This window comes from Algoriphagus aquimarinus, assembly GCF_007997215.1.
Lineage (GTDB): Bacteria > Bacteroidota > Bacteroidia > Cytophagales > Cyclobacteriaceae > Algoriphagus > Algoriphagus aquimarinus_A.
Genome location: NZ_VORW01000001.1, coordinates 1 through 23,378, shown reverse-complemented (window position 1 = coordinate 23,378; position 23,378 = coordinate 1). Strand labels below are relative to the sequence as shown.

Annotated in this window: 16 protein-coding genes, 1 tRNA gene and 1 pseudogene; 10 read left to right on the top strand and 8 right to left on the bottom strand. The window is 40.4% G+C overall.

Features of this window, described 5'->3' with window-relative positions:
* The 4 genes from ESV85_RS00090 to ESV85_RS22725 all read left to right on the top strand — a co-directional run bounded on the left by ESV85_RS00090 (position 1) and on the right by ESV85_RS22725 (position 3,289).
* Positions 1–1,470, top strand: a complete 1,470-nt coding sequence (locus tag ESV85_RS00090) for an NAD(P)H-hydrate dehydratase (RefSeq protein ID WP_146914260.1) — start codon at positions 1–3, stop codon at positions 1,468–1,470.
* Between the two features lie 62 nt (positions 1,471–1,532).
* Complete coding sequence (locus ESV85_RS00085; RefSeq protein ID WP_146914259.1) at positions 1,533–2,720, top strand: MFS transporter; 1,188 nt, start codon at positions 1,533–1,535, stop codon at positions 2,718–2,720.
* 51 nt (positions 2,721–2,771) lie between these two features.
* Positions 2,772–2,996: a hypothetical protein gene (locus tag ESV85_RS00080; RefSeq protein WP_146914258.1), complete on the top strand. Its 225-nt coding sequence runs from the start codon at positions 2,772–2,774 to the stop codon at positions 2,994–2,996.
* A 17-nt stretch (positions 2,997–3,013) separates the two neighbouring features.
* Positions 3,014–3,289: a type II toxin-antitoxin system RelE/ParE family toxin gene (locus ESV85_RS22725; protein WP_146914257.1), complete on the top strand. Its 276-nt coding sequence runs from the start codon at positions 3,014–3,016 to the stop codon at positions 3,287–3,289.
* A gap of 38 nt (positions 3,290–3,327) precedes the next feature.
* Here ESV85_RS22725 and asnS read toward each other — a convergent pair whose 3' ends face one another.
* The gene (asnS, locus tag ESV85_RS00070; protein ID WP_146914256.1) at positions 3,328–4,779 is read right to left on the bottom strand and encodes an asparagine--tRNA ligase; all 1,452 of its coding nucleotides are present in this window, start codon (positions 4,777–4,779) and stop codon (positions 3,328–3,330) included.
* Positions 4,780–4,956: 177 nt separating this feature from the next.
* Between asnS and rpoN the strand changes: the two genes are divergently transcribed.
* Positions 4,957–6,411 (top strand): RNA polymerase factor sigma-54, encoded by a 1,455-nt coding sequence (gene rpoN / locus ESV85_RS00065; RefSeq protein WP_146914255.1) that lies wholly within the window; start codon positions 4,957–4,959, stop codon positions 6,409–6,411.
* 218 nt (positions 6,412–6,629) lie between these two features.
* Positions 6,630–7,031: a PA-phosphatase gene (locus ESV85_RS22415; RefSeq protein WP_223275874.1), complete on the top strand. Its 402-nt coding sequence runs from the start codon at positions 6,630–6,632 to the stop codon at positions 7,029–7,031.
* A gap of 47 nt (positions 7,032–7,078) precedes the next feature.
* On the opposite strand, the gene ESV85_RS00055 is transcribed toward ESV85_RS22415, so the two are convergent.
* The gene (locus tag ESV85_RS00055) at positions 7,079–7,834 is read right to left on the bottom strand and encodes a porin family protein (RefSeq protein WP_146914253.1); all 756 of its coding nucleotides are present in this window, start codon (positions 7,832–7,834) and stop codon (positions 7,079–7,081) included.
* A gap of 181 nt (positions 7,835–8,015) precedes the next feature.
* Here ESV85_RS00055 and ESV85_RS00050 point away from each other — a divergent pair.
* Together ESV85_RS00050 and ESV85_RS00045 are read left to right on the top strand one after the other, a co-directional pair.
* Positions 8,016–8,089 (top strand) — tRNA-Arg (locus tag ESV85_RS00050).
* Positions 8,090–8,189: 100 nt separating this feature from the next.
* Positions 8,190–8,450: a hypothetical protein gene (locus tag ESV85_RS00045; protein WP_146914252.1), complete on the top strand. Its 261-nt coding sequence runs from the start codon at positions 8,190–8,192 to the stop codon at positions 8,448–8,450.
* Between the two features lie 73 nt (positions 8,451–8,523).
* Here ESV85_RS00045 and ESV85_RS00040 read toward each other — a convergent pair whose 3' ends face one another.
* From ESV85_RS00040 to ESV85_RS00020, 5 genes are all read right to left on the bottom strand, one after another.
* A complete protein-coding gene (locus ESV85_RS00040) occupies positions 8,524–9,753 on the bottom strand; it encodes an MFS transporter (protein WP_146914251.1) in 1,230 nt (409 codons plus the stop codon).
* A 114-nt stretch (positions 9,754–9,867) separates the two neighbouring features.
* Positions 9,868–10,137 carry a gliding motility-associated C-terminal domain-containing protein gene (locus ESV85_RS00035; protein ID WP_146914250.1) on the bottom strand — a complete coding sequence of 90 codons (270 nt, stop codon included), beginning with the start codon at positions 10,135–10,137 and terminating at the stop codon, positions 9,868–9,870.
* Positions 10,138–10,274: 137 nt separating this feature from the next.
* A complete protein-coding gene (locus ESV85_RS00030) occupies positions 10,275–13,775 on the bottom strand; it encodes a gliding motility-associated C-terminal domain-containing protein (RefSeq protein ID WP_146914249.1) in 3,501 nt (1,166 codons plus the stop codon).
* A gap of 104 nt (positions 13,776–13,879) precedes the next feature.
* Positions 13,880–14,632, bottom strand: a complete 753-nt coding sequence (yaaA, locus tag ESV85_RS00025) for a peroxide stress protein YaaA (RefSeq protein WP_146914248.1) — start codon at positions 14,630–14,632, stop codon at positions 13,880–13,882.
* A gap of 1 nt (position 14,633) precedes the next feature.
* On the bottom strand, positions 14,634–20,171 hold the full coding sequence (locus tag ESV85_RS00020; RefSeq protein ID WP_146914247.1) for a gliding motility-associated C-terminal domain-containing protein: 5,538 nt from the start codon (positions 20,169–20,171) through the stop codon (positions 14,634–14,636).
* 82 nt (positions 20,172–20,253) lie between these two features.
* Between ESV85_RS00020 and ESV85_RS00015 the strand changes: the two genes are divergently transcribed.
* Positions 20,254–21,300, top strand: a complete 1,047-nt coding sequence (locus ESV85_RS00015) for a type IX secretion system membrane protein PorP/SprF (RefSeq protein WP_146914246.1) — start codon at positions 20,254–20,256, stop codon at positions 21,298–21,300.
* Between the two features lie 215 nt (positions 21,301–21,515).
* Here the strand turns inward: ESV85_RS00015 and ESV85_RS00010 are convergent, their stop codons facing one another.
* Positions 21,516–22,937, bottom strand: coding sequence for a Gfo/Idh/MocA family oxidoreductase (locus ESV85_RS00010; RefSeq protein WP_146914245.1), 1,422 nt, complete (start codon positions 22,935–22,937; stop codon positions 21,516–21,518).
* A gap of 190 nt (positions 22,938–23,127) precedes the next feature.
* On the opposite strand from ESV85_RS00010, the pseudogene ESV85_RS00005 reads away from it, so the two are divergent.
* A pseudogene (locus ESV85_RS00005) lies at positions 23,128–23,378 on the top strand (hypothetical protein); the annotation flags it as partial.

The window sequence follows — 23,378 nt, the reverse complement described above, 5'->3', positions numbered from 1 at the left end:
ATGCAAAAAATACTATCAGGAGTACAAGTCAAAGAACTTGATTCGCAACATTTAAAATTAACTGGACAAAGTAGTCACGAGTTGATGGAATCTGCTTCTCTTGCTTTTGAGAGTTGGTTCTTAGAACATGGATTTTCTACTGAGAGTATTATTCAAATCGCAGTAGGCGGAGGGAATAATGGGGGTGATGGATTAGCGATTGCTAGATTACTATCAGAGCAATCTTATTCCGTTAGTATACTTAAGTGTTTTGACTCTGTAGATAAATTGAGTTCAGATTCCCTTTTTAACTTTAAGAATCTACCTAACTCTATACCGGTCTTAGAGTTCGAAGATTGGTTGTTTCCTGAAAATGGAATTTTAATTGATGCGTATTTAGGCGTTGGGTTAAAAGGTGATCTTAGACCTACTGGCATTAAGATTATCCAAAAGCTAAATGAATTTGCGGGGATAGTGATCAGTGTAGATGTTCCCTCGGGTTTGCCTTCAGATGAAATATTAAAAGGAAAGGCTGTGAAAGCTGATTTTACAATCAGTTTTGCATTCCCTAAGCTTTCACTTATTCTCCCGGAGCATGCTGAATTTGTAGGAGAGTTGGTGGTACTCAAGATTGGGATATTGGGTGAGGCATATGAAGGTTTGCATTCATCTTTTTATTATTTAGAGTCTAAAGACATCCCTGTGTTACATAAGACTTTTAATAGATTCAGTTATAAAGGTGACATGGGAAAAATCCTTCTTGTGGGGGGAAGTCCAGGCAAGATGGGAGCTCTTATTCTTTGTGCTAAAAGCGCACTTCGAACAGGTTCTGGGCTAGTTACCTGTCATATGGAAGATTCTGAGCGTTTAATTATTCAGACCTCTGTACCAGAAGCTATGGCTTCATGGGGATTGATTCCAAATCCTGAATTTTATGATGCTGTAGGTATAGGACCAGGGTGGGGCACAGAAAATCGATCAAGGTTGTTTAAGCAGTTTTTGCAAGATTTCAAAAAGCCAATTGTTATAGATGCTGATGGATTGAATTTGCTTGCTAGAAACCCTGACTTATTACCTTTAATTCCAAAAAATTCAGTTCTTACGCCACATATAGGTGAGTTCACTAGGTTAGTTGGGAAAGCAAATAATCATTTGGAAAGACTTGAGCTAGCCAAAAGGTTTGCGATGGATAACGAGTTGATCTTGGTACTTAAGGGAGCAAATACAGTCATTAGTTTACCAGATGGAAGACAAGTCGTTAATTCCTCTGGAAACAAATACATGGCTACAGGAGGGTCTGGAGATGTGCTTACTGGTATGATTACTTCCTATTTAGGGATGGGGTATATCGCTGAGAATGCCGCGCTATGTGGGGTGTTTCATCATGGCATGGCAGGAGAAATTGCCTCCAAATCGAAAAGGAGGTCTATGATTGCCAGTGACATCATTGCTGCTATACCAGAAACATACATTCAGTTAAATATCTCATGATTAGTTGTTTTTAGGCAAACTTTATAAGCTTCTATGAAGTTCTTCGAATATCTATTTTTACCATGAACAAAGAGAAGCTTTTGCTTTGGACCCTAGCGGCCATTAATTTTATCCATATCGTCGATTTCATGATTTTGATGCCATTAGGGCCTCAATTGATGAGGATCTTTGATATTTCGCCTCGTGAATTTGGGCTATTGGTTTCATGCTATACCTTCAGTGCGGGGATTTCCAGCTTCTTTGGAGCATTTGTATTGGATAGATTTGATCGTAAGAAAATACTCGTTTGGGTTTATATAGGTTTTGCGATTTCCACCTTAGGTTGTGCATTATCACCTAGCTATCCTGTTCTTTTGGCTGCCCGAGTAATCTCTGGTATTTTTGGTGGATTAACGTCAGCATTGATTTTGGCAATTATAGGTGATGTGATTCCAGATTCCAGAAGAGGAAGAGCTATGGGATTAGTCATGGCAGCTTTCTCAGTTGCTTCAGTTCTGGGAGTGCCTCTTGGGTTGTTTCTAGCTAGTTTATCTGATTGGCACACGCCATTTTTCTTACTTACAGGACTATCTGTATTAAGTCTTGGGATGATCATTAAGTACATTCCAAATATCACAGAACACCTTAAAAATGAAATCGTACGCCCGAATCCACTTTTGGTGATACGTAGAGTTACTAGTGATTCCAACCAGATGCGGGCTATCACGCTTTCTGTCATGATGATGTTTGGTCAATTCATGATAATCCCCTTTTTGAGTCCGTATACGGTTGCAAATGTTGGTTTTACCGAACTTCAACTCACTTACATCTACATGGCGGGTGGAGCATTTACGATTTTCACTTCGCCTTGGGTAGGAAAGCTTTCTGATAAATACGGTAAGCAAAAGATCTTTATCATTTTCATGCTTTTGAACTTGATTCCTATTGCCATCATTACTCACTTGGGTGTGACTCCTATTCCATTTGTGTTAATGATTTCAACGATGTTCTTTGTGACCTCTAATGGTCGTTATGTGCCAGCAGCGGCGATTGTGACGGGAACTGCCAAGCCAGAAAACAGAGGTAGCTTTCTGAGTTTCAACTCAGCCGTGCAGCAATTAGCGACCGGAGTAGCAACTTTACTAGCAGGGATTATCATCGGCGAAAATGCTGCAGGTGAATTGACCAATTACAATGTGGTTGGCTATATAGCCATTGCATTTAGTTTGCTATGTATTCCGCTAGCTTTGAGAATTAAGGTGGTGAGTTAATTTTTTTTATTTTGTAGATTCAGTGTAAATTTATTTAAACCGCTATTAATCATGTCTGTTACTGATCTAAAGGAAATACTGCAGAAAAAAGTAGAATCAATTTCTGATGAAGGAGTTCTAGAGGTATTAATAGATGTTGTTAGTCACCTGGATGATGATTCTTCTGCTTTTCAGCTTACACAAGAGCAGCGAGAACAATTGTTCAAATCTTATGACGAAAGTTTTGATGAATCAAATCTTGAGAATTGGTTTGATCTTAAAAAAAGTTTTCTTTAGTGGGGAGGAAGGTACGAATGATGAAAAAGGCGACTCGCAGTTTGTCTTTAATTCAGGAGTATTTGATAACAAAGTTTGGGGTCAACACATCTAAGAAGTTTTTTCTCAGGCTTGATGGTCTTTTAATGCTTTTGTCAGATAGTCCTGAATTAGGAAGGGTTTTTTCTAACGAGCGAGCTATTTATTCATTTGTACTACGAAAACAGGTTATTTTGTTTTACCGGTTTGACGCAAAGAACTTAATCGTTTTAGAGGTTTTCGATGTACGGAGAAATCCTCAAAATTGGCCGTAAAAATAATCCCCGACATTTCTGCCGGGGATTTGTAATTTTTAGAACTCTGCATTTCCAGGAGTTCGTGGGAATGCGATCACATCCCTGATATTTCCCATTCCAGTGACGAAGAGTACCATTCGCTCAAAGCCAAGTCCGAAACCGGCGTGCGGTGTAGCTCCAAATCTTCTGGTGTCTAGGTACCACCACATTTCGTCCTGTGGAATATTCATTTCCTCCATTCTCGCTGTGAGTACATCCATTCGCTCCTCACGCTGCGAACCACCGACTATTTCGCCGATCCCAGGGAAAAGTATGTCCATCGCAGCAACAGTCTTTCCGTCGTCGTTTTGACGCATGTAGAACGACTTGATATCTTTAGGATAGTCTGTCAGGATAACTGGCTTTTTGAAATGCTTTTCCACCAAGAATCTCTCGTGCTCAGATTGCAAATCAGCTCCCCAAGCGTCGATGAGGTAAGAGAATTTCTTTTTCTTGTTAGGGGTAGAGTTACGTAATATTTCTATAGCCTCAGTATAAGTGATTCTTACGAAGTCATTATCGGCTACAAATTTCAGTTTATCTAGTACGCTCATTTCGCTGCGTTGGTCAGCTGGCTTAGATTTTTCTTCTTCCTGAAGTCTTGAATCAAGAAAGGCCAAATCTTCAGCACAATTGTCAAGTGCATATTGTATCACATATTTCAAGAAATCTTCAGCTAGATCCGCATTGTCTTCCGCGTCATAAAAAGCCATTTCCGGTTCGATCATCCAGAACTCAGCCAAGTGACGAGTTGTATTGGAATTTTCAGCACGGAAAGTTGGTCCAAAGGTATAGATATCAGCGAGTGCCATTGCTGCCAATTCACCTTCCAATTGGCCAGATACAGTCAGATTTGTTTCTCTTTCGAAGAAATCCTGCTTGTAATCAATCGCTCCCTCAGGAGTCTTTGGAGGGTTCTTTAAATCAAGCGTAGTGACTTTGAAGGTCTCTCCAGCTCCTTCTGCATCTGAAGCAGTGATGATAGGCGTATGGATGTAGAAAAAGCCTTTATCATTAAAGTATTTATGAACAGCAAAAGCTAAGGCATGTCTCACTCTGAATACTGCGCTGAAAGTATTGGTACGCATTCTCAGGTGAGCATTTTCACGAAGGAACTCCATGGAATGCTTCTTAGGCTGCAAAGGGTATTTTTCAGGATCAGCTTCACCCAATACTTCTATAGTAGTAGCATTTAACTCAGAACTTTGCCCTGCACCTTGAGACTCGACGACATGTCCTGTTATTTTAAGACAAGCGCCAGTTGTACATTTCTTAAGAATTTCTTCCGAAATCAGATTGGGGTCTGCCACCACTTGGTAATTGGTAATGATGGAACCGTCATTCAGTGCAATGAATGAAACATTTTTGTTTCCTCTCTTTGTACGAACCCAGCCCATGAGCGTCACTTCTGTTCCAATAGGATTAGTATCCAGGATGGTCTTGATTTTGACTCGTTTGTTAAATGCCATTTGGTGATATGTTAATGCGGTGCCACGAAGCCCGCTAATAATTTAAAGGAATGCAAAAAAACGATTAAATAAGCTTTTTATCAAAAGATTGCTCGTTTTTCCTAACTTTGGCATAAGGGCTTTTTCAGGGGAAAAGGCCTTTTTTGAACCCTAACAGCAGGTTTTACCCAATCCCGAATGCAAAAGTTAAATCTTAGCCAATCACTTTCCCAGAAGCTTTCACCTCAGCAAATACAATTTATCAAATTGCTGCAGGTACCGACAGCCGAATTAGATACTCGAATTGAAGAGGAACTCGAGATTAATCCTGCGCTGGAAGAAGGCAAAACAGAAGAAAAAGACAGTGCCGATGATGACTTTGAAGATAATTATGAAGAGGAATCTCCGCAAGATGATCGTGATGTAAATATCGATGACTATCTAGACGATGAGTATGGTGGTTATAAAATGCAAGGTGATGGAAATTACAATGCAGATGAGGAAGATCGAGAAATTCCTATTTCCAGTCAATCCTCACTTCACGAGCAGTTAGTTTCTCAATTGAGTTTCCTTAGACTTGACGATAGGAAAAAGATCATCGGTGAGCAATTGATAGGAAGTATTGAGAATGATGGATACATCCGTAGAGATTTAGAGTCTATTATTAATGATTTGGCTTTCAGCCAAAATATTGAAACCGATATTGACGAGCTGGAGGAGATTTTGAGAAAAATCCAAAATTTTGATCCAGCGGGTATAGCTTCCAGAAATCTTCAGGAGTGTCTTATTATTCAGCTTGAGCGCAAAGAGCATCCAGATGATCCAATAGTGCAGAATGCGCTAAGGATTATGCAGGATTGTTTTGATGAATTCACCAAAAAGCATTATGCTAAGATTCAGAAGCGTTGTGATCTCAATGATGAAGAGACCAAGGATGCTGTTAATTTGATTACTAAGCTTAATCCAAAGCCAGGAGGAGTTGCTGATGGCTTGGTTCGGACGCAATACATCATACCAGATTTCATGCTTACTAATACAGCAGGCAAGTTTGAGATAAGCTTAAACTCTAAGAATGCGCCAGAGTTGAGGATTTCCAGATCCTATTCTGAGATGTTTGATGCGTATGATAAGAGTGATAAAAAAGATAAGAAGCTAAAGGATACAGTCACTTTTGTGAAGCAAAAGCTGGATGCAGCCAAGTGGTTTATTGATGCAATTAAACAGCGGCAAAATACCCTCTTAAGAACAATGGAGGCAATTCTTCAGTATCAAAAAGAGTTTTTCATTGATGGAGATGAGACTAATCTTCGCCCAATGATTTTGAAAGACATCGCTGAGCGAATTGATATGGATATTTCTACCGTGTCTAGAGTTGCAAATAGTAAAGCGATTCAGACTGAGTTTGGAGTTTATCCGCTTAAATATTTCTTCTCTGAAGGTATAGCTACTGATAGTGGAGAAGATGTAAGTAATCGTGAAGTTAAATCCGTACTGCAAAGCATGGTGGATGCCGAGGATAAAAAGAAGCCACTTTCAGACGATAAGCTTGTTAAAATGCTTAACGGTAAAGGATATAACATTGCACGAAGAACTGTGGCTAAATACAGAGAGCAACTGCAAATCCCTGTAGCAAGATTAAGAAAGGAATTGTAGTGCGGAGGATTATTTCGTTAATAGTTTCAGTCCTTTTACAGCCATTGGTCATTCCAACTTTAGTCTTTGGATTGGTACTATTTGTTGTTCCCGAAGCTACTAGTATTCCAGACTCATTCAAGGGCTCATTATTTTACCTAATAGCTTTATCTACTTTGGTTATTCCAATGGTTACTGTGTTTGGGTTGCGGCTAAGTGGGACACTCAAAAGTGTTCACATGGCCGAATTGAAAGATAGAGCTATCCCGTTCTCGGTTACTAGCATTTATTACATACTCACCGTATATTTTTTATATCAGAAGAAAGAGTTTGATCCAATTCTGTGGCAGGTACTGGGTGTCATTACATTGGCTATACTTGTGCTGACGATTGTTACTTTTTTCTGGAAAATGTCAGCGCATATGACAGGAATGGGCGGATTACTTGCAGCTGTACTTGTGCTAGGGCTCAAGTTTCCCAATTTTCAGCCCCTTTATCCATTATTGGGTTCATTGGTGTTGACGGGTTTGGTAGGAACCGTTAGGTTGTACCTAAATGCACATAAACCCGTTGAGCTTTATGTGGGATTGATCTTTGGTTTTTCAACTTGTTTTATTGGGTTTAGCTGGATTTGGGCATAAAAAAACCGAGCATTTGCCCGGTTTAAATTTCTTTAAAGAATAAAGCCTTAGAAAACGTTTACAGCTACACCAAAGTTGACTTGAGTAGCTTGGGTATCATTTGGACCCAGACCTTTTTGAAATACTTGATTCAAGCCGAAATAGCTCCATACATAGAATCCTGGAGAACCAGCCTTAAATGATAATCCGTATCTGAATTTTTCAAAACCATAATTCTGAGAATCTTTAACTTGTCGTTTAAGGCTATTAGCGTCCTCATATTTCACTTTAGTATGTGATTCATACAAGTAACCAAATTTACCGCCTACGCTTACTTTAAAACCTTTGGAATAGTTGGTTTTATTGAAGTGGTACGTGAAATCAAGCGGGATATCAAAGTAATTTGCTGCGACCACATTCTTGCTGATGTTAATGTCATCTCCCAACACATCTTTGATGTCTTTTAAGACGCTAGATTCTGGACCTGCAGTAGGATTGTTATACAAGGTTTGATCATCCTTGAAGGCGTATTTGTCAGTTCCTAAACCAAGGCCAATGTCCATTGTAAATCCAGAGGCATCTCCAAATATGGAGACTGGATATTGATAGTAAACATTGAAAGTACGAGAGGCAAAGAAACTGATGCCTAGGTCTTCTGATCTGTTGTTGAGTTGATTAAAGCCAAATTCGAACTTCAGGTCACTTGGAATATTTGGTCTGCCTCCGATAGGAGTCTTTGGCTTTTTAGCGATTTGCAAACTGTCCTGAGCGAAGGCTCCTTGAATCAAAAGAAAAGCGAGCAGGAAGGTGTATATTTTTTTCATCAAATTGGTTTACTTAAAATGCACTCAATGCGGGCAAAAATAGGAAATCCCAAAGGATTTACCCCTTTTTTGATCTTAATTATTCTTAAGTGGAAACTAGTGGCATTACAAAAAAATATAAATTTCTTATGTGGGTGTACTTGCATAAAATCTAATTTTAAATACCTTTGCATTCCAATTCGGCTTCGTAGCTCAACTGAATAGAGCACCTGATTACGGCTCAGGAGGTTTCAAGTTTGAATCTTGACGAGGTCACAAGGTCTGATATTATTATCAGACCTTTTTCTTTTTTATGCACTAGTTGTCCTATAAGTTGATTCAATTGTTATTTTTACTCAACTTCGGATCTTCTACTATGAAAAGCCAGATCAACACTATTTTCTTAAAACTCCTCCTTGTGTCACTCTTTGGTGTCTCCCTTTCAGGCTGTGATTTGCTGCAGGATGTAAAGGAGATTAATGGCTCATGTACTATTGTGCTGGTAGATGGGAGTACAGTCGTTTCTAATGGCAATATTGAGATCTTAGAGAAAACGCAGACTATTACTTATCGGGATGACGCAGGCAAGATCTGGTCACTGTTTAAGGACGAGTACACCAGCTATACTTGTGAATAGTATATCCCCTTCTTGATTAGATCTTTCTTGAATTCAAAAGAGCAAAAAAAAAGCAGCCCGAAGGCTGCTTTTTTTAATGTGCTGCACCTGCAATATCAGGATTTTTTCCTCTTTGCCAGAAATAGAATACAGTAAATAAGACAATTAATATCGCTGGGAACATCATCATTTTCTGCAAGGTTTCTTGACCTGTAGCTAATTCCAATGCATCTCCGGTAAGACCAAGTTTTTCATTTGCAATTCGTGCAGAATCAATCCATCTACCAGTAATTGGGTTGAAAATGAAATTTGAGAACATACCTACACCACCAATTATGGACATACCTAGTGCTCCGGTAAGTGGAGCTCTTTGAGCAGTAGCTCCGATCATTACTGGCCAGAAATAACACACGCCTAAGCCAAAAATAATTGCGGCTACGTAGGCCATAGGGCCTGTCACAGTGCTGAACATATAGATGCCTATGGTCGCAACTATTGCGCCTGCTAGAAGTACGCCTGTCTGTCCAAGTTTTGCCACCAAAGGTCCCCCAAAGTATCGGCCTACAGCCATTACGCCAGTCGTAAGTGCAAGAAGAAGCATTCCGCTCGCTCCTGAGCTATTCAGTACTACGTTAGCCCATTGTGTTGTGCCGAACTCTGTAATTGCAGTAAATGCCATTGCTACAAATAGGAAGATGAACAAAGGAGAGATCATGGCCTTCAAGTTCATAGGGATTGATGTAGCTTCTGATACTTGTGGTTTTGGGAATGCTTTGCCAAAGAATAATACGGCATAAATCACTGTAGGGATCATTAATATCCACATTTGTATTTGCCAGCTAGCTCCAAAATCAGTCATAAACTTTGAAATCAAACTTCCAACTACGATCCCGCCGGGGAACCACATGTGGAATCGATTCAACATTTTATTCATTTTTACCCCAGTGTACATATCTGCAATCAATGGATTACAAGCAGCTTCAGTACAACCATTTCCAAATCCAATAAATAGTGTAGAGAGTAATAAGGTAGTATAGCCGCCTGCAAAGATTGTAAGAAGGATACCTAGCGTGTGCATCACAAATGCAATTCTCATAATATTAGCTGGGCCAACCTTATGGTAAAGAAGACCGCCTAAGATCATAGAAATTGGGAATCCTAAGAACCACATGGAGTTGATAAACCCAAGTTGCTCATTGGATAGATTAAACTCAGCCCCTAATTGAGGTAGTATTCCTGCTCGAATGGAGAAGGTGAAAGCCGTGGTAATCAGTGCAAAGCAGCTTGCATTGAACAGCGCACTTTTGTTGATGGTTTGTGTCATATGATAGGTTTTAGAATTTTGGGTTGTGAACAATCGATTGTAAAGATGGAAAAATAGGAAAAATATTGCATTCAGCTTTCCCGCTAATAAAAAATATTCTTCTGAATTCTGTCTTTAATCCAGTACAGTCAATGAGCCTACCTCTTTTTCTTCAAACCCATAAACTGAATTGCGTAGCATAATATCCACCACGTAAATACCTGTTGGAACCCACTTACCATTGGATTTACCATCCCATGTTAGTACAGGTATAGCGATTGGTATCTCACTTGAGGCGGCATGAAAAATAAGCTCTCCTTGACGATTGAGAATAAATAGTTCTGCATTGGTCACTCCTTCGCTCAGAAGCACTCTAAAGTTCCGTTCAGGATCACTCAAAACCATTGCATTGGGATAGATTATCTTCTGCGGTAACTAATAACCTGAAATCGCCAACCTGATTAGGTTTTTATAATGTCTGTGTAGGTACCAATGGCACTTAAAAAAACATTTCAATCCTTCCTAATCAACCGTTTCATTTACTATTCTATAATGAGGACAGAGCCAAACTCTGTTTTTGTGATGTTTTTTTCGTAATTCTTAAAATTGATCCGAACTGCATATGTTCCGTTTGGAATGGCTTTTCCACCGTAAGTACCATCCCAAGAACAGGTAGATTCCTCAGAAATCAGGTTTGTTTGCGTGCATTGGAAAACCACTTGCCCCCATTTATTCATTATTACTAAATCTAATTCATCAATTAGATAGTTAGTATATAGCAAAAACTCCTTCTCAGGATTGCCAGGCTGCACAGCATTTGGGTAGATTGCCCTCAGTTCACATTCCTCTTCAGTAGTAAAATCAGTCTGATAAGCGCAACCTTCTGCACTGTAGACAATCAGACGAAAATTCCCAATCAGAAGTGGTTTGTATGTTGAGTTAGTAGATACTAGTTGATCCTCAAAAAACCATTCATAGCTTGCGAATTGGCCTGGATTAATCGTTGGAGCAATTTCGTATTTTGGGCATATCAGAAAATTTTCCTCAACAACAGGTCTGTTCGTATCAGAACTTCTCATTATTAAAGCTTTATCGTAGCCTAACAAACAGGGCACTTGATTGAAAACCCTTACTTCATAGGTGCCTTCTTTGATAGCTAAAATTTCTCTTTTGTTTGTTTCACTGGCAAGGAGTATTGCATTTCCTTCTGCATCAGTGAACCACCATTCTATTTTGCTTACCTGTTCAAAGTCAGTCTCAACTCGCAATGCAGCGGAAGTGGCATCAGGGCAAAGCGGTTCTGCTACGAGTAGCACATCTATAGACAACACTGGTGGTAAAACTTCAAAAGTTATTGAGGTTATGTGGCAAGGGATCGCACCTGAAGGCTGTACTTCCAAACTATAAACCCCCGGAATAATTATAGTCAAGAACTCGCCAGTCCCCACTTCATTATTGCCTTTATCCTTCCAAAGTATATCAACATCACTAATTGCGTAATTACTGATTGACGCCTGATAGGTAGAACTTCCATCACAAGATTCTTCGAAAAGAACGGGTTTGAAATCTACGGCATCTACTACTGTAGCTATAAGCTCTTTCTGTTCTGGACAGAAAGCAGATGGGCTATTACTATCATATGCCAAGAATGTGTATACGCCGGCTTCTTCAATCGAAAAACTTTCTCCAGCAGCTTTTTCGATGATTTCTCCAGATGGAGTTGTAACGAAAAAAATTAAATCTTGCGTGGTGCTTGGGATAAGTTCATAAAAGTCACATACAGTCAGCTCAGTAGGAATATCAAAGAGGACTTTGTCGGGAGTCAAATCTAGTTGAATTGTAGTTCTACCCAATTCGCAATTTTTATTCAGAGATGGCACACGTGCGAAAACGGCTGCCTCATAGGTGCCTTCTGTGTCTACTTCGATTTGGTATTTGTCGTCATATTGATTGAGAAACTCAATGTTTCCATCCTTGTCATATCTTCTCCACTCTACATCTGTGACTTCTTCTGGAAAAGTGGTGCTCATGTTAAGAATCGCCTTTGGACCAAATTCGCAAAGTTTGGTAGCTGTCAAAGATACATCCACAGATAGAACGGGTTCTTTTGCAAGAAATGCTTTAGGTGCAATAGGACATGCTTTACTATTGGCAGGCTGAACCTCTAGCGAATAATTTCCAAAAGAAGTAGGAGGGAGATCAAGCCTTTGGCTAGTACCGATAATTTCATCTTTCTCATTTCTCCAGAAAAATAATACGGTGGCAGGATCTCTAGAGTAAATATTAGCTTCATAGCTTCTATTTCCCACCGTGCAATCTTCACTGACAAGAGTGATTTCGAAATCTACTGGATCTATTAAATCTACTTCAATTATTTTTTCAGTTGGACATACATCACTCTGATTTGGCAAGGTTCCAATAATTTTATATTCCCCTTTTTGATCCAAAAGAATTTCCTCCCCCGCATTTTTCACTTCAATACTTAAGTCGGGGCGTGTGATGGTGAAAATCAGAGCTTGAGAAGTTTCAGGTATCAAGTTGAATGATTGACAAATATTTATGGTATTTGGGACTTGAAAGGTAGTTTGATCTTTTCCAGGAATGATTAGCTCAGTTCTACTGGGCAAAATACACTTATCATTATCATCATAAATTTCAAAAAAGTATATCCCTCCAGGAATATCCACACGAAATACGGAAGAATTTGGTAATACTTGATTCATAGCTACTCCCCCTTTTTCATTCACCACTCGGTAAAAAGCAGTGGGATTGGCTCCGTTTAGCATAGTCACTTGAAAGGACCCCGGAATTTTTCCATTTACCGTGCAAGACTCTCCGATTATATCATCAACCGTAAACTCCAAGGCTGGTGGTGGATTGTTCAAGGGTACTACTGAGCCTAATGAATTAATACATGGACCTAAGCCTCCAATTAAATTATAAGTGCCGGATTTTAGACCTGGGATTTCTATCAGATCTCCAGCTGCGTAGGGACCGTAAGAAAGTCCAGTACCTTCAATATTAATAAAATCTAAATCCGTCACGGCTCTCATCACCAGCTTACCATCTGCTTGAAGACATCCGCTTGAGGTATCTGCGGATTCAAAGACAAAAATAGGCTCAGGATTAAAGCGGAAATTTATTTTTCCCTCTGGTGCGCAGGCTGGGTTTAAGGTATTGGATAATAAAAACGAAACTTCATAATCGCCAAAACCAATTAAATCTGACCCTGGTCGAATAGTTAAGGAGTTTCTAATTCCAAAAGATTTTTTTGAAGGATCCCCAGTTTTTTGGACAAACCATTCTCCCGTCAGTTGGGGATTAGTTACAAAAGAAATTTCGCTGTCTATACAAACTCCTGTATCCGAACTTTCAATCACTATGGTGGAAATATTTGAAACCTTGGTGGTCAATAAAGCCTCACATGTTTTTTCTCCTGACGGGCTTTCAATAAAATACTTCACAGTAAAATCTCCCTCATCCGTTGTAATCAAGGTATTCGAAGTAGAAACAACGGTGCCCGCCCCATTTTTCCATTCAAATTTATAAGATGAAAAGTTACTGCTTGAAGGGTCTATTGCTTGAATTTCTAGAGGGCTTGATGAGCAGGAGATGTACTCATTAGAGAGTAGCTTTACAGGTTTTTGAATGACCTCTACAACTTTGCTAAGTTTGGCTATTGGAATCCCCCCACGACTCACTCCTAGCTCTATTCTGTGGGAACCATTAGTAATAAATGTGTAATCGATTTTTTGAAATTCCCCGGGAGTCTTAGAAAATAAGAGATCACCGGAAGGTCCATATATTTTCCATTCATAGAGGTCGGTAACTGGATCTCCAGCACCGCTAAAACTCCCGACCACCGTACCTGAAATATTACAAAGCATACCAGGGCCGATCAGCTCAGGATCACCAAGATTTAGTTGTGTTCTCAGTGCATCATTGCCATCCTTGTACATTTTATCCAATGACGCATCGGCAACGAAACTCACCAAAAGGGTGAATAAGGCAACTGACAGTATTTTAAAGGATGCTCGGGTCAAAATATGGGCTATGAAGTTTTATTTACTGCCTCTAAGTTACAGTTTTATACAGTCGAAAAAATATTTGAGGTGTCCTCGTATAAGGGATCAAGCGATTTGAGTAATTATCTTACAAAAACCCAGTTATTTTGATCACTCAACTTATCAGAATACTCATATCCACCTTCATTGAAAGTCTTCAATTCTTCAGGATTAGTAATTCTGTGTTTAATAGCGAAATTACTCATCATTCCTCTTGCCTGCTTGGCAAAAAAGCCGATGATTTTGTAGCTGTCGTCTTTAAATTCTTTGAATTCAATATTGATCAAAGGACTTTTTAAAGATTTCTGATGTACGGCTTTGAAGTATTCCTGGGAAGCAAGATTTATAATAGTTTGACCATTTGCAGCTTCGTTGATTGCTTTAGCGATTTTATTGTCCCAAAATTCATAGAGATTTTTTCCTTTTTTATTCTCCAGTCTAATCCCCATCTCCAATCGATAAGGCTGTATTAAATCAAGAGGTTTCAGCAAGCCATATAATCCTGAAAGTATTCGTAGATGCTCTTGCGCAAAGTCAAACTCCTCCTTAGAAAACTCCTCCACATCAATTTTGGTATAGACGTCTCCTTTGAAAGCCAATAACGCTTGTTTCGAATTTTCAAAAGTGAAATCCTTCTGAAAAGTCTTAAAACGCTCCTCATTCAACTCCGCCAGGTTTTCAGAGATATGCATTAGCTCGCCTATTTCCTTGGCTGATTTCTTTTTCATGATTCTCACTAATGAGCGAGTATCAGTTTGAAAATCAGGTTGTGTTGACTCGGTGAAATTTGGACTACTATAGTCCAGCGTTTTCGCTGGTGAAATCAGGATAAGCATACTATTGAATTACTGTAATCGCTTTGGTTAATTTTTCGGTTTTGTTCTGGTCTTTGCTAGTAAACTTGACAACCACCGCATATGTTCCGTTTGGAACATATTCTCCTCGTACTTGTCCGTCCCAAGGGCAGAAAGGTTGTCTAGGTTCTACATTTTCGTGCTCACAATAGAAAATTAATTCCCCCCAACGATTATAAATATAGACTTCTATATCATCGATATATTCATTTGCATAAAGGATAAAATTTCTATTCGGATCATTCAGAACCACTCCATTAGGAAAGACTATTTTCAAGGAACAATCTTCCAATACGTCGAAGGTTGCAATGTATTCACAGCCCAAATTATCGGAAACCGTAAGTTCATAAATACCACCTTCGGTCGGAGTGAATATCGGGTCTTGCGAAACTTCCACGCCATTTAGCTTCCAAGAGTAATTATCGTATACACCCGGGTCAATGGACTGAGTGACGCCTTCAATAGCACAAATCGTAAATCCTACCGGAACTACTGGTGGAATGATAGTAGACTTCGCTACCACCCCGTTGGCACGACCTAAATCGCACCCTATACTGCTTCTCAATAAAACTTCATAAGTTCCTTCCTGCGACACCTCAATGATTGGTAATCCATCAAATGCAGGTATTCTAGTCCTTGTACCGTTGACCACAGAATACCACTCTATATCTGCCACATTGGTCATATCTGCTACTATCGTAATGGTAGTACTCGTTTGCTCTATGCAGAACGGTACAATGTCCAAGCTAACATCTACTCTTTGGGAAATAACTTCTGCTGTAAATGACTTCTTGTCAAGCGGACATAGCCCTCCAGATACAGGTTGTACTTCCAAGGTATAATCTCCTGATCTGCTAGGAACAAATGTTTGTCTTCTTCCCACGATCACACCAGAATTGTCTTTCCAAAGGAAAATTACGTCTGCAGGAGCTACATTATTCAAAATTGCTTCGTATTGAACGCCTACTTGGCAATCGACAATTGGTGGTGAAATTTCGAAATCAATTGGTTGTGTGATGTTTGCCACAATCGTTTCTTCTCTTGGACAATTTACACCATTAGGATCTTCACCTCTGACCGTATAGGTATCAGATAGCGTGAGTTTAAACTCTCCATTTGCATCTGGAGAAATGATAGTTCCTGTGGAATTGGTTACTGTGTAAGTTAATCCATCAGGAGAAGTAGGGGTGAAAGTGAAACTTTCACAGGCAGTTAAGTCTGAAGGAACCGAAAACACTACTTCGAATTTCTGAGCTATATTATAAATAGTCGGATCTGGAATGGCGCAGCCAGTGGGGTCTTGAATCTCAACCGCATAATCTCCATAAGGAACAATAATATCAAACTGACTAGTAGTAGAGAATGTGCCTTGGAAAACTTGACCATCACCCTGTCTAGTTACTGTGTAAGTGCCAGACTGAGGAGAATTAGTGAAATCTACAGTAAGCAAGCCATTTTGAACTCCAGAAGGGCCACATATTTCATCGGTTGGAGTAATGGTGTATTCAAAGCCAGCAGGAGGATTGCTATTCTCTACAGTGACAGACGCAGTGTATGTACAGCCAGCACTATTTTCTGCTTCAACGGTATAAATTCCAGGAAGTAATCCAGTTACTTGAATAGAATTCCCTGAGAGTACAGTTGAGAAAGTATCTCCTGTTTCTAAAACAGTTAATGTTTCCGCATCTGCCTGCATGGTGATCTCAAATGATCCATCCGGTGTGTTACAATCCGTAGCTGGAGTCGTTTGCACAGCAGTGAAGAGAGGTAGTTCATTCACACGTAAATCTAACTTCTTCTCAATAGTACATTCAGCCAGAATAGGATCCAGAGTAACAAAAATAATTACGTAATCTCCAGGTCCAGGAAGAGAATTGATATAAAGCTCAAGCTCAAAGAACTCACCTAAAGCTACTCGGTTTGGATCACCATTTAGTTCGTAAAACCATTCGCCGGTGATTGGGGTATTCGGTGCAAAAGTCACCGTAGTTTCTTCATAGCAAACTTCCGTTGCAGTCTGAGTAAGATCAAATTCGAAAGCAGGCCCTACGAAAATCTCTGCAGTCGAAGGACATGTTTCATAAAGTAATGCTTCGTCATCCGAAAGTCCCTCTGGCAATCTGTAGCTCACGTTGACGGTATAAATACTTTCCTCATCGACGATGATTTCATTAGAATTTTCATCACCGAAAACTTGCCCAGCAGCATTTGTCCATTGGAAATCATATAAACCCTCAGCAGGGTCATATCCTTCTATTGCTGTCAAGGTAACAGGATTGCCAGCACACAGAGTAGCATCATCTGCCAAAGTCAATTCTGGTGGCGCTTCTACCAAGATCTCAGTACTCGCGCGGAAATACTCTGGATCACCACACCTGTCCACTCTAAGATCTATCGTGTACGTACCAGGGGCATTGAAAATCTGATCCAAGTTTTGGAATTCATCTCCAGGTCCACCATAGTCATTTCGGATAATGGTACCATCGTCATTGTTGGTGATGGTCCAGAAATAGCTGTCAATATCAGGTTCTCCACCGCCTTCGAGAAGCGCTCCAGCGCCAAGCTCAGGATCCAAACAAAGTCTTAATGGAGCAGCGAGGCTAGGTTCCGGTATTGAACTCCCTGAGTTTTGTACAAAAGAAGGTAACCCCAAATTGGATGTGCCAGGCATGGCTTCTACGCCATCTTGAGTGAAGGTACTTTGAGAATTACAGCCAGAACCTACGTTGATTTGTCCTATCCTATTGTCACCGACTACTGCTGCATAGATTTGACCATTGGGCCCGATTTGTAATGCACCAAGATTAAGTCCAGCTGTTTGACTGATTTGCTTTTTGGTACTGATGATACAGGCTTCTATTTGTGCTCTAGTCTTGGCTCCATTAAAGCAAGAAGGACAAATAGCCGCATCAGGATCATCGTTATCATTGGCTTTGATGATGAACTCTTCTATTCCCGGTCCGCCATTTAAATAGGAGACTAGAACTCGTTCCCCATCTTCAGAAAACTCTAATCCGTATACTTCACCATTACAGCCTAAGTCAATTCGGGCATATTCACTCATTTCTCCTGTTTCACTGTCAAAATCAAAAATTTCGACTTTGTTACAGCCTCCTTCGGTAATCGTGACTGCTACTTGGTCACCATCAGAGTTGAATTTCATAGCTCCTACTCCCGAATTAAAACCATGATTGCTTCCTACAGAACTGAGGATTGGCTGACCGATGCCACTAGCTGAAATAGGATATGCTCGGAAGGTATTATTGCCTAGCTCATGATACATTACCCAGGTGGTGTCTCCTGCATCCAAAGCTGCGGAATGCTCAGTGGAAGGACTAAAGAGGAAATTGTCTTTAGTGACTACATTTCCTACTCCGGTTGGGTTTTCAGATTTGATATCGACCAGTGAGTATTTAGCTACATTTTCTCCATTTGCGGCTACTTGTGTGGTGAAGAGGTAAAAGAGTGTTTCTTCTCCTGGAACTGGAACAGCGATCACCCCTTGGCTACTAGAGTTTTCACCGCCTATATCATTGCCGTTTTGCATCAAGTCTCCATTAAGGTCCCATACAGATTGCCCGTCCGTATAGAAAAGCACTTGACCGTCTTGACTAGAAATAGTAGTAGTTCCAGCAGGGATATTTTGTGGATGTCGGGATGCTATTGGTCGTGGAGTAGGTGCGTCAGGGTCGTCAGGATCTGGGTTGAAATCCAAACCAGCGCCATCTCCGAAGTACCAAATATTGTTGGTTTGGTCTTGCACGTCCCACATTTTAACTCGAATCTCAGCATATGCATAGCAAGAGGAACCAGGCTCACGAACTAAAGCCCAATACAATCCTGGTTTACATACCAGATTATCTTTTCTATCGGTCCAGCCTTCGTTTCGATAATTAGACCAGAAATATTCATAATTGTCTTCTCCGCCCTGTCCACTACCTACACCGCCTCCATCTTCTTCACCTTTTTGAGCTGATAGCAATGGGCCAATATCTATGCAAGATTCACAGAGTGTAGTATCTTGAGGAGAGAAATTAGCTTTTAAGTCATTTTTGGTCAGCGAGATCGTATGATTGACTTCCTTAGTCTCTCCATCTGCAAAAGTAACTGTGAGGATGACATTTAAACTTGTTTCCTGTGCTGCGTCAGCTGGGATAAGAAAATGCTCCTGAGTGTAATCAGCAGGTAACTCATTCCCTGTCGAATCACGGAGTGGAGGATCAAATGCCCAATGGAAACTTACAGGTCTGTAGTTCTCAGGGGTTAAAACAGAAGTAAGTTGGACTGGGTTATTGGCACATGGCATGTCTGGAGCCCAAGTGAAATCGACTGTGGGTTCTATATCTGCGTTTGGAGCAAAAGATGGGAAAACTGTACCACAAAAATCTGTCCCGGAAAACGGGTCTTCCTCCACTTCTATCAAGGTCAAATCCGCTTCGTTCGGATTGGTCACTTTTCCCATCATTTGCGGACCGCCATCCACTTCTTCATACAAGTAATAAAGACTTCCATCAGGGCCAGCTTTGATGTCATAGACTGCGAAAATGCCTGCAGGTGGAGTGCCGGGACCAGCGATTGGCATTACTTCCGGAGTTGCCGATAAATCAGCTGTAGGCACTCTGAGTAAGGAATCTCCAGCTGAATAATAAATGTAATTTCCGTCAGGAGAAAACTCTGCTCCGCCATAACTTCCGATTCCTGAAGATTGGGAGATAGGAGTTGGAGATCCAAATGATCCTCCGCTTGTGTTAAAATTCAGTACTAAAATAGGATCCGAGTCAGACTCAGGTATGATGATTAATTGACTGGTTTCTTCATTGAAGACAATTTGCTTTGGGGTAGACGAAATCGCTTGGCTGTCTGTAGTTGAAAAACTCCCCTCGCTCGCACCTATACTCCGTGAGATTAGATTTCCATTATCGAAACTGATCAAATAGGAAGGAGATGAAGGACTTTTCACAACTAACAGTGCGCCAGAGCCATTACCAATTGAATTGTCTTTGGATGTGATTTCTCCCAATGGCCTTTCATTTCCTGTCGCTTGGCCAGGGGCATTCATGTCTACCACAGCATATTGTAAATCTCCACTGAGAGATAAATAGAAAATATAGAAGAGTTTGTTGCCAGCTGGGTCATATTCTAAAAACCCAGTGGCGACTTGTTGGACACCATCGATATTTCCATTTAGGCCTGAACCCACACCTTGGATTGGATTCTCACTGAAATCATAAACCAACTCGCCATTTGTAAGAAAAAAGGGTTGCCCGGAAATCGGATCAATTGCTAAGGCAGAATTGTTTTTCGTGAAGACAATTGATCCTGGAATTGACTGAACAGTAGGCGAATTGCCTTTTCCGAAGGATAAGTAATTGTTTTCTGTAGCGCCACCACAATATCCAAAAATCCACTCATTGCTGTTAAATCCCTGCGAATAGACAACAGTATTAATTACAAAAGTTGTAAATAGGAGGGCAATAGTAAAAATGTAGGGTAACCTTATGGAATTAGGGCTGCTTTTCATAATTTTCGAAATGCTTCTAAAACAACATACGTTCTGTAACGTTGAAGAAGCCTACTGAATATTCAAATTAACGAACAAATACTTGTTACGGTCTCTGGTTTACGTTGTTTTTCTTTGTGTGGTTGGACTATTTATTGGGACCAATGCTTATGCACAGGACCCGCAATATAGCCAATATTATGCGGCACCTCTTTACTTAAATCCAGCTTTTGCAGGATCTGAGTTGACTGGCCGTGTGGGGTTCAACTATAGGAATCAATGGCCTAGTATCGATGCACAATTCACTACTTTTTCGGCGTATTACGATACTTACCTGAATGATTATAACTCTGGGATAGGCGTAATGGTTATGCAGGATACCGAGGGAGCTTCCAAGCTACGCTCTACCACCATTTCAGCGCTGTATTCTTACGAGTTGAAGTTAGGAGAAAAGACTTATTTTCGCCCTGGATTTCAGGCAAGCTATATTCGTAGAGAGATTGGCTTTTATGAAAATCTGATTTTCGCCAATCAAATCAATCCAAACGATCCATTTGGTCCTATATTCCCTGGAAGTGATATCGCTGGTTTAGGTGATCCTGTCAATATGCTTTCACTTTCCTTCGGAGGACTGTTTTTTACGGAAGATTTTTGGATAGGTGGATCAGCCCATCATGTAAATCAGCCTAATCAATCGTTTATAAATGGCGATAGTCCACTGCCTGTAAAGTTTTCTGCACATGCGGGCTACAGAATTTCTTTGGGTGAAGGTTCCATGAGAAGCGATTTTACTCACATAAGAAAGCAGCGTTATTTAACTCCCACTATTAATTATAAAAAGCAGGGGCCTTTTGAGCAACTGGATGTAGGAGCTTATTTTTATGTTGAGCCAATTGTTTTCGGTGTTTGGTACAGAGGACTTCCATACAAAAAGGTGGAACAACAAAGTAATCGTGATGCAATTGTTATGATGGTTGGCTTGAACCTACTTTCTGGGTTAAATGTCGGCTACAGCTTTGATTACACAGTTTCACAATTAGGTATTCAGTCAGGTGGAGCGCATGAGTTGAGCTTGTCTTGGACTTTGCCAAATAGCAACCAAGGAAAACCACAGCGAAGAGATACTCTGCTTCCTTGCCCTAAATTTTAATCTACGATTTTAGAATTACGATTGACGAGGCTCCCGAATTGACAAAGTCTCCTTGATATTCAATCCTTTTGATTAAATATCAAGGAAAGAATTGAGGTCTATCTTATGGAAAGTAGACTGTGGTCTTTGCGAAACCTTTGTGAGCTTCGTGGTTTGAAAATAAAAAAGCTGAAGCGATTTCTCGTTTCAGCTTTTGACTTTAAATATCTTTTTTCTTAAAGAGTATAATACTCTTCCCAGCCTTTTCTAGGTACTTCACCGCCCAGCAGTTGATTTGCCAAAGGGTTATTCGTAACACGTTGTGTTTCTCTGTCAAATTTCAACGTTGTATTTAACTGTTGGGCTAATACACCTAAGCAGAATACCTGACTTAGTGGTCCCGCAATTTCGAATCGGGAACGTGTTTGCTCTTCTCCTTTACATGCTTTCAAGAAGTTTGCAAAGTGATTTGAAGGACTTTCTGGTACTTCAGGAAGTTTACTAGCCATGTCTTTAGCTTTTTCCTCTCCAATAATGGAAAGCGTGCTGCCATGAGATCCACCTTTGAACGTAAGGTCTTTACCATAGATGATTTTACCTGGGTTCAGTTTAGCAGGCTGGATTTGACCGTTGCTCGCAGCTGGAATATCAGCATTCAATTCTGATGTTCCATAGTCAGCAGGTACCGGAGGAACATTGTCTACACCATCATACCAAGTCATCGTCAATGCAGGCATATCTCCGCGCTCCGGGAATTTGAACGCAAGAGTGGATGACATTGGGAAGAAGAAAGGATTGTGACCTCTGAGCATCACTGGATCCACCTCGTAGGGAAGGCCTAAATCTAAAAACTCGTGTACCGTGTCCATGGTATGTGCTCCCCAGTCTCCCAAAGCACCCATTCCGAAGTCATACCAGCATCTCCATTGGCCGTTGATGAAATCTTTGTTATAGTCATGCTCACTTCTTGCCATCATCCAGGTATCCCAATCCATTGTGGAAGGAATAGCCTCAGCTTTTGGGAAACTTTGCATATTCACATCCCATCCATGCCATCTTCTTGGGCTGTTCATATGAGCTGTCACTGCGGTCACATCCTTGATGATTCCAGCTTCTTTCCAAGCTTTGAACTGGAAGTAGTTGGCTTCTGAGTGTCCTTGGTTACCCATTTGAGTGACCACATTATGTCTTTTGGCACTATCCATCATGAGCGAAACCTCATTGAATGTACGAGCCATTGGCTTTTCTGTATAGACATGCTTGCCTTCTGACATCGCTAGCATGGTAATAGGGAAATGGGAAAAATCAGGGGTTCCTACCGTAATAGCTTCAAATCCATTTCCAAACTCATCAAACATCGTTCTGAAGTCCTGGAAACGCTTGGCATTCGGAAACTTGTTCATCATCGCGGTGGTATGCGGAGCTCCCATATCTACATCACAAAGTGCTACGATATTACATAGGCCGGTGGCGTAGAGAGCTTCCATTATCTGAGCTCCTCTATTTCCGATACCACAACAGGCAAGATTTACTTTATCGCTTGGAGCTATATGACCCATGGATTTGCCTAGCACTGAGGATGGGATGATTGAAATTCCACTGAGTCCGAAAGCGGCTAGTGAACCAGTTTTGAGAAAGTTTCTTCTGTCCTTTTGCATATTATGAAGGTATTTTGGGAGTTCGAATTGTATTGCGGATGAGAAAGTAGGGATTTTTTGCCGCTACTCTTTTCATTTTTTTGTTGAAAGGAGAAAGAATTAACGGAATCGATACCGAAATAGAAATTTGCTTTCAGGACGAAAACCCTTGAAAGATTTACTATTTTCCGAATTCATTCTTTAAAAAACCATGAATAATAAATCTCTCAACAAGCCTGCGTATTTAGTGATTTTGCTGGCAGTTATTTCAATTTCCTGTGTTTCAGCCCAAAATGGCACTACTTTCTTACATTTTGAAGGGAAAGATGGGCCTAGAAAAGGCAAAAATATCGTGTTGATCTCAGGTGACGATGAGTATAGGTCTGAGGAATCTATGCCGATGATGGCGAAGATCCTTGCCACACATTATGGTTTTAATACGACGGTATTGTTTCCTATCGA

Excerpts from the sequence above, each read along its gene's own strand:
- ESV85_RS22725 (WP_146914257.1), top strand. The coding sequence starts at position 3,014 with ATGATGAAAAAGGCGACTCGCAGTTTGTCTTTAATTCAGGAGTATTTG.
- ESV85_RS00055 (WP_146914253.1), bottom strand. The coding sequence starts at position 7,834 with ATGAAAAAAATATACACCTTCCTGCTCGCTTTTCTTTTGATTCAAGGA.
- ESV85_RS22415 (WP_223275874.1), top strand. The coding sequence starts at position 6,630 with ATGGCCGAATTGAAAGATAGAGCTATCCCGTTCTCGGTTACTAGCATT.
- asnS (WP_146914256.1), bottom strand. The coding sequence starts at position 4,779 with ATGGCATTTAACAAACGAGTCAAAATCAAGACCATCCTGGATACTAAT.
- ESV85_RS00040 (WP_146914251.1), bottom strand. The coding sequence starts at position 9,753 with ATGACACAAACCATCAACAAAAGTGCGCTGTTCAATGCAAGCTGCTTT.
- rpoN (WP_146914255.1), top strand. The coding sequence starts at position 4,957 with ATGCAAAAGTTAAATCTTAGCCAATCACTTTCCCAGAAGCTTTCACCT.
- ESV85_RS00035 (WP_146914250.1), bottom strand. The coding sequence starts at position 10,137 with ATGGTTTTGAGTGATCCTGAACGGAACTTTAGAGTGCTTCTGAGCGAA.
- ESV85_RS00045 (WP_146914252.1), top strand. The coding sequence starts at position 8,190 with ATGAAAAGCCAGATCAACACTATTTTCTTAAAACTCCTCCTTGTGTCA.
- ESV85_RS00090 (WP_146914260.1), top strand. The coding sequence starts at position 1 with ATGCAAAAAATACTATCAGGAGTACAAGTCAAAGAACTTGATTCGCAA.
- ESV85_RS00010 (WP_146914245.1), bottom strand. The coding sequence starts at position 22,937 with ATGCAAAAGGACAGAAGAAACTTTCTCAAAACTGGTTCACTAGCCGCT.
- ESV85_RS00085 (WP_146914259.1), top strand. The coding sequence starts at position 1,533 with ATGAACAAAGAGAAGCTTTTGCTTTGGACCCTAGCGGCCATTAATTTT.
- ESV85_RS00020 (WP_146914247.1), bottom strand. The coding sequence starts at position 20,171 with ATGAAAAGCAGCCCTAATTCCATAAGGTTACCCTACATTTTTACTATT.
- yaaA (WP_146914248.1), bottom strand. The coding sequence starts at position 14,632 with ATGCTTATCCTGATTTCACCAGCGAAAACGCTGGACTATAGTAGTCCA.
- ESV85_RS00080 (WP_146914258.1), top strand. The coding sequence starts at position 2,772 with ATGTCTGTTACTGATCTAAAGGAAATACTGCAGAAAAAAGTAGAATCA.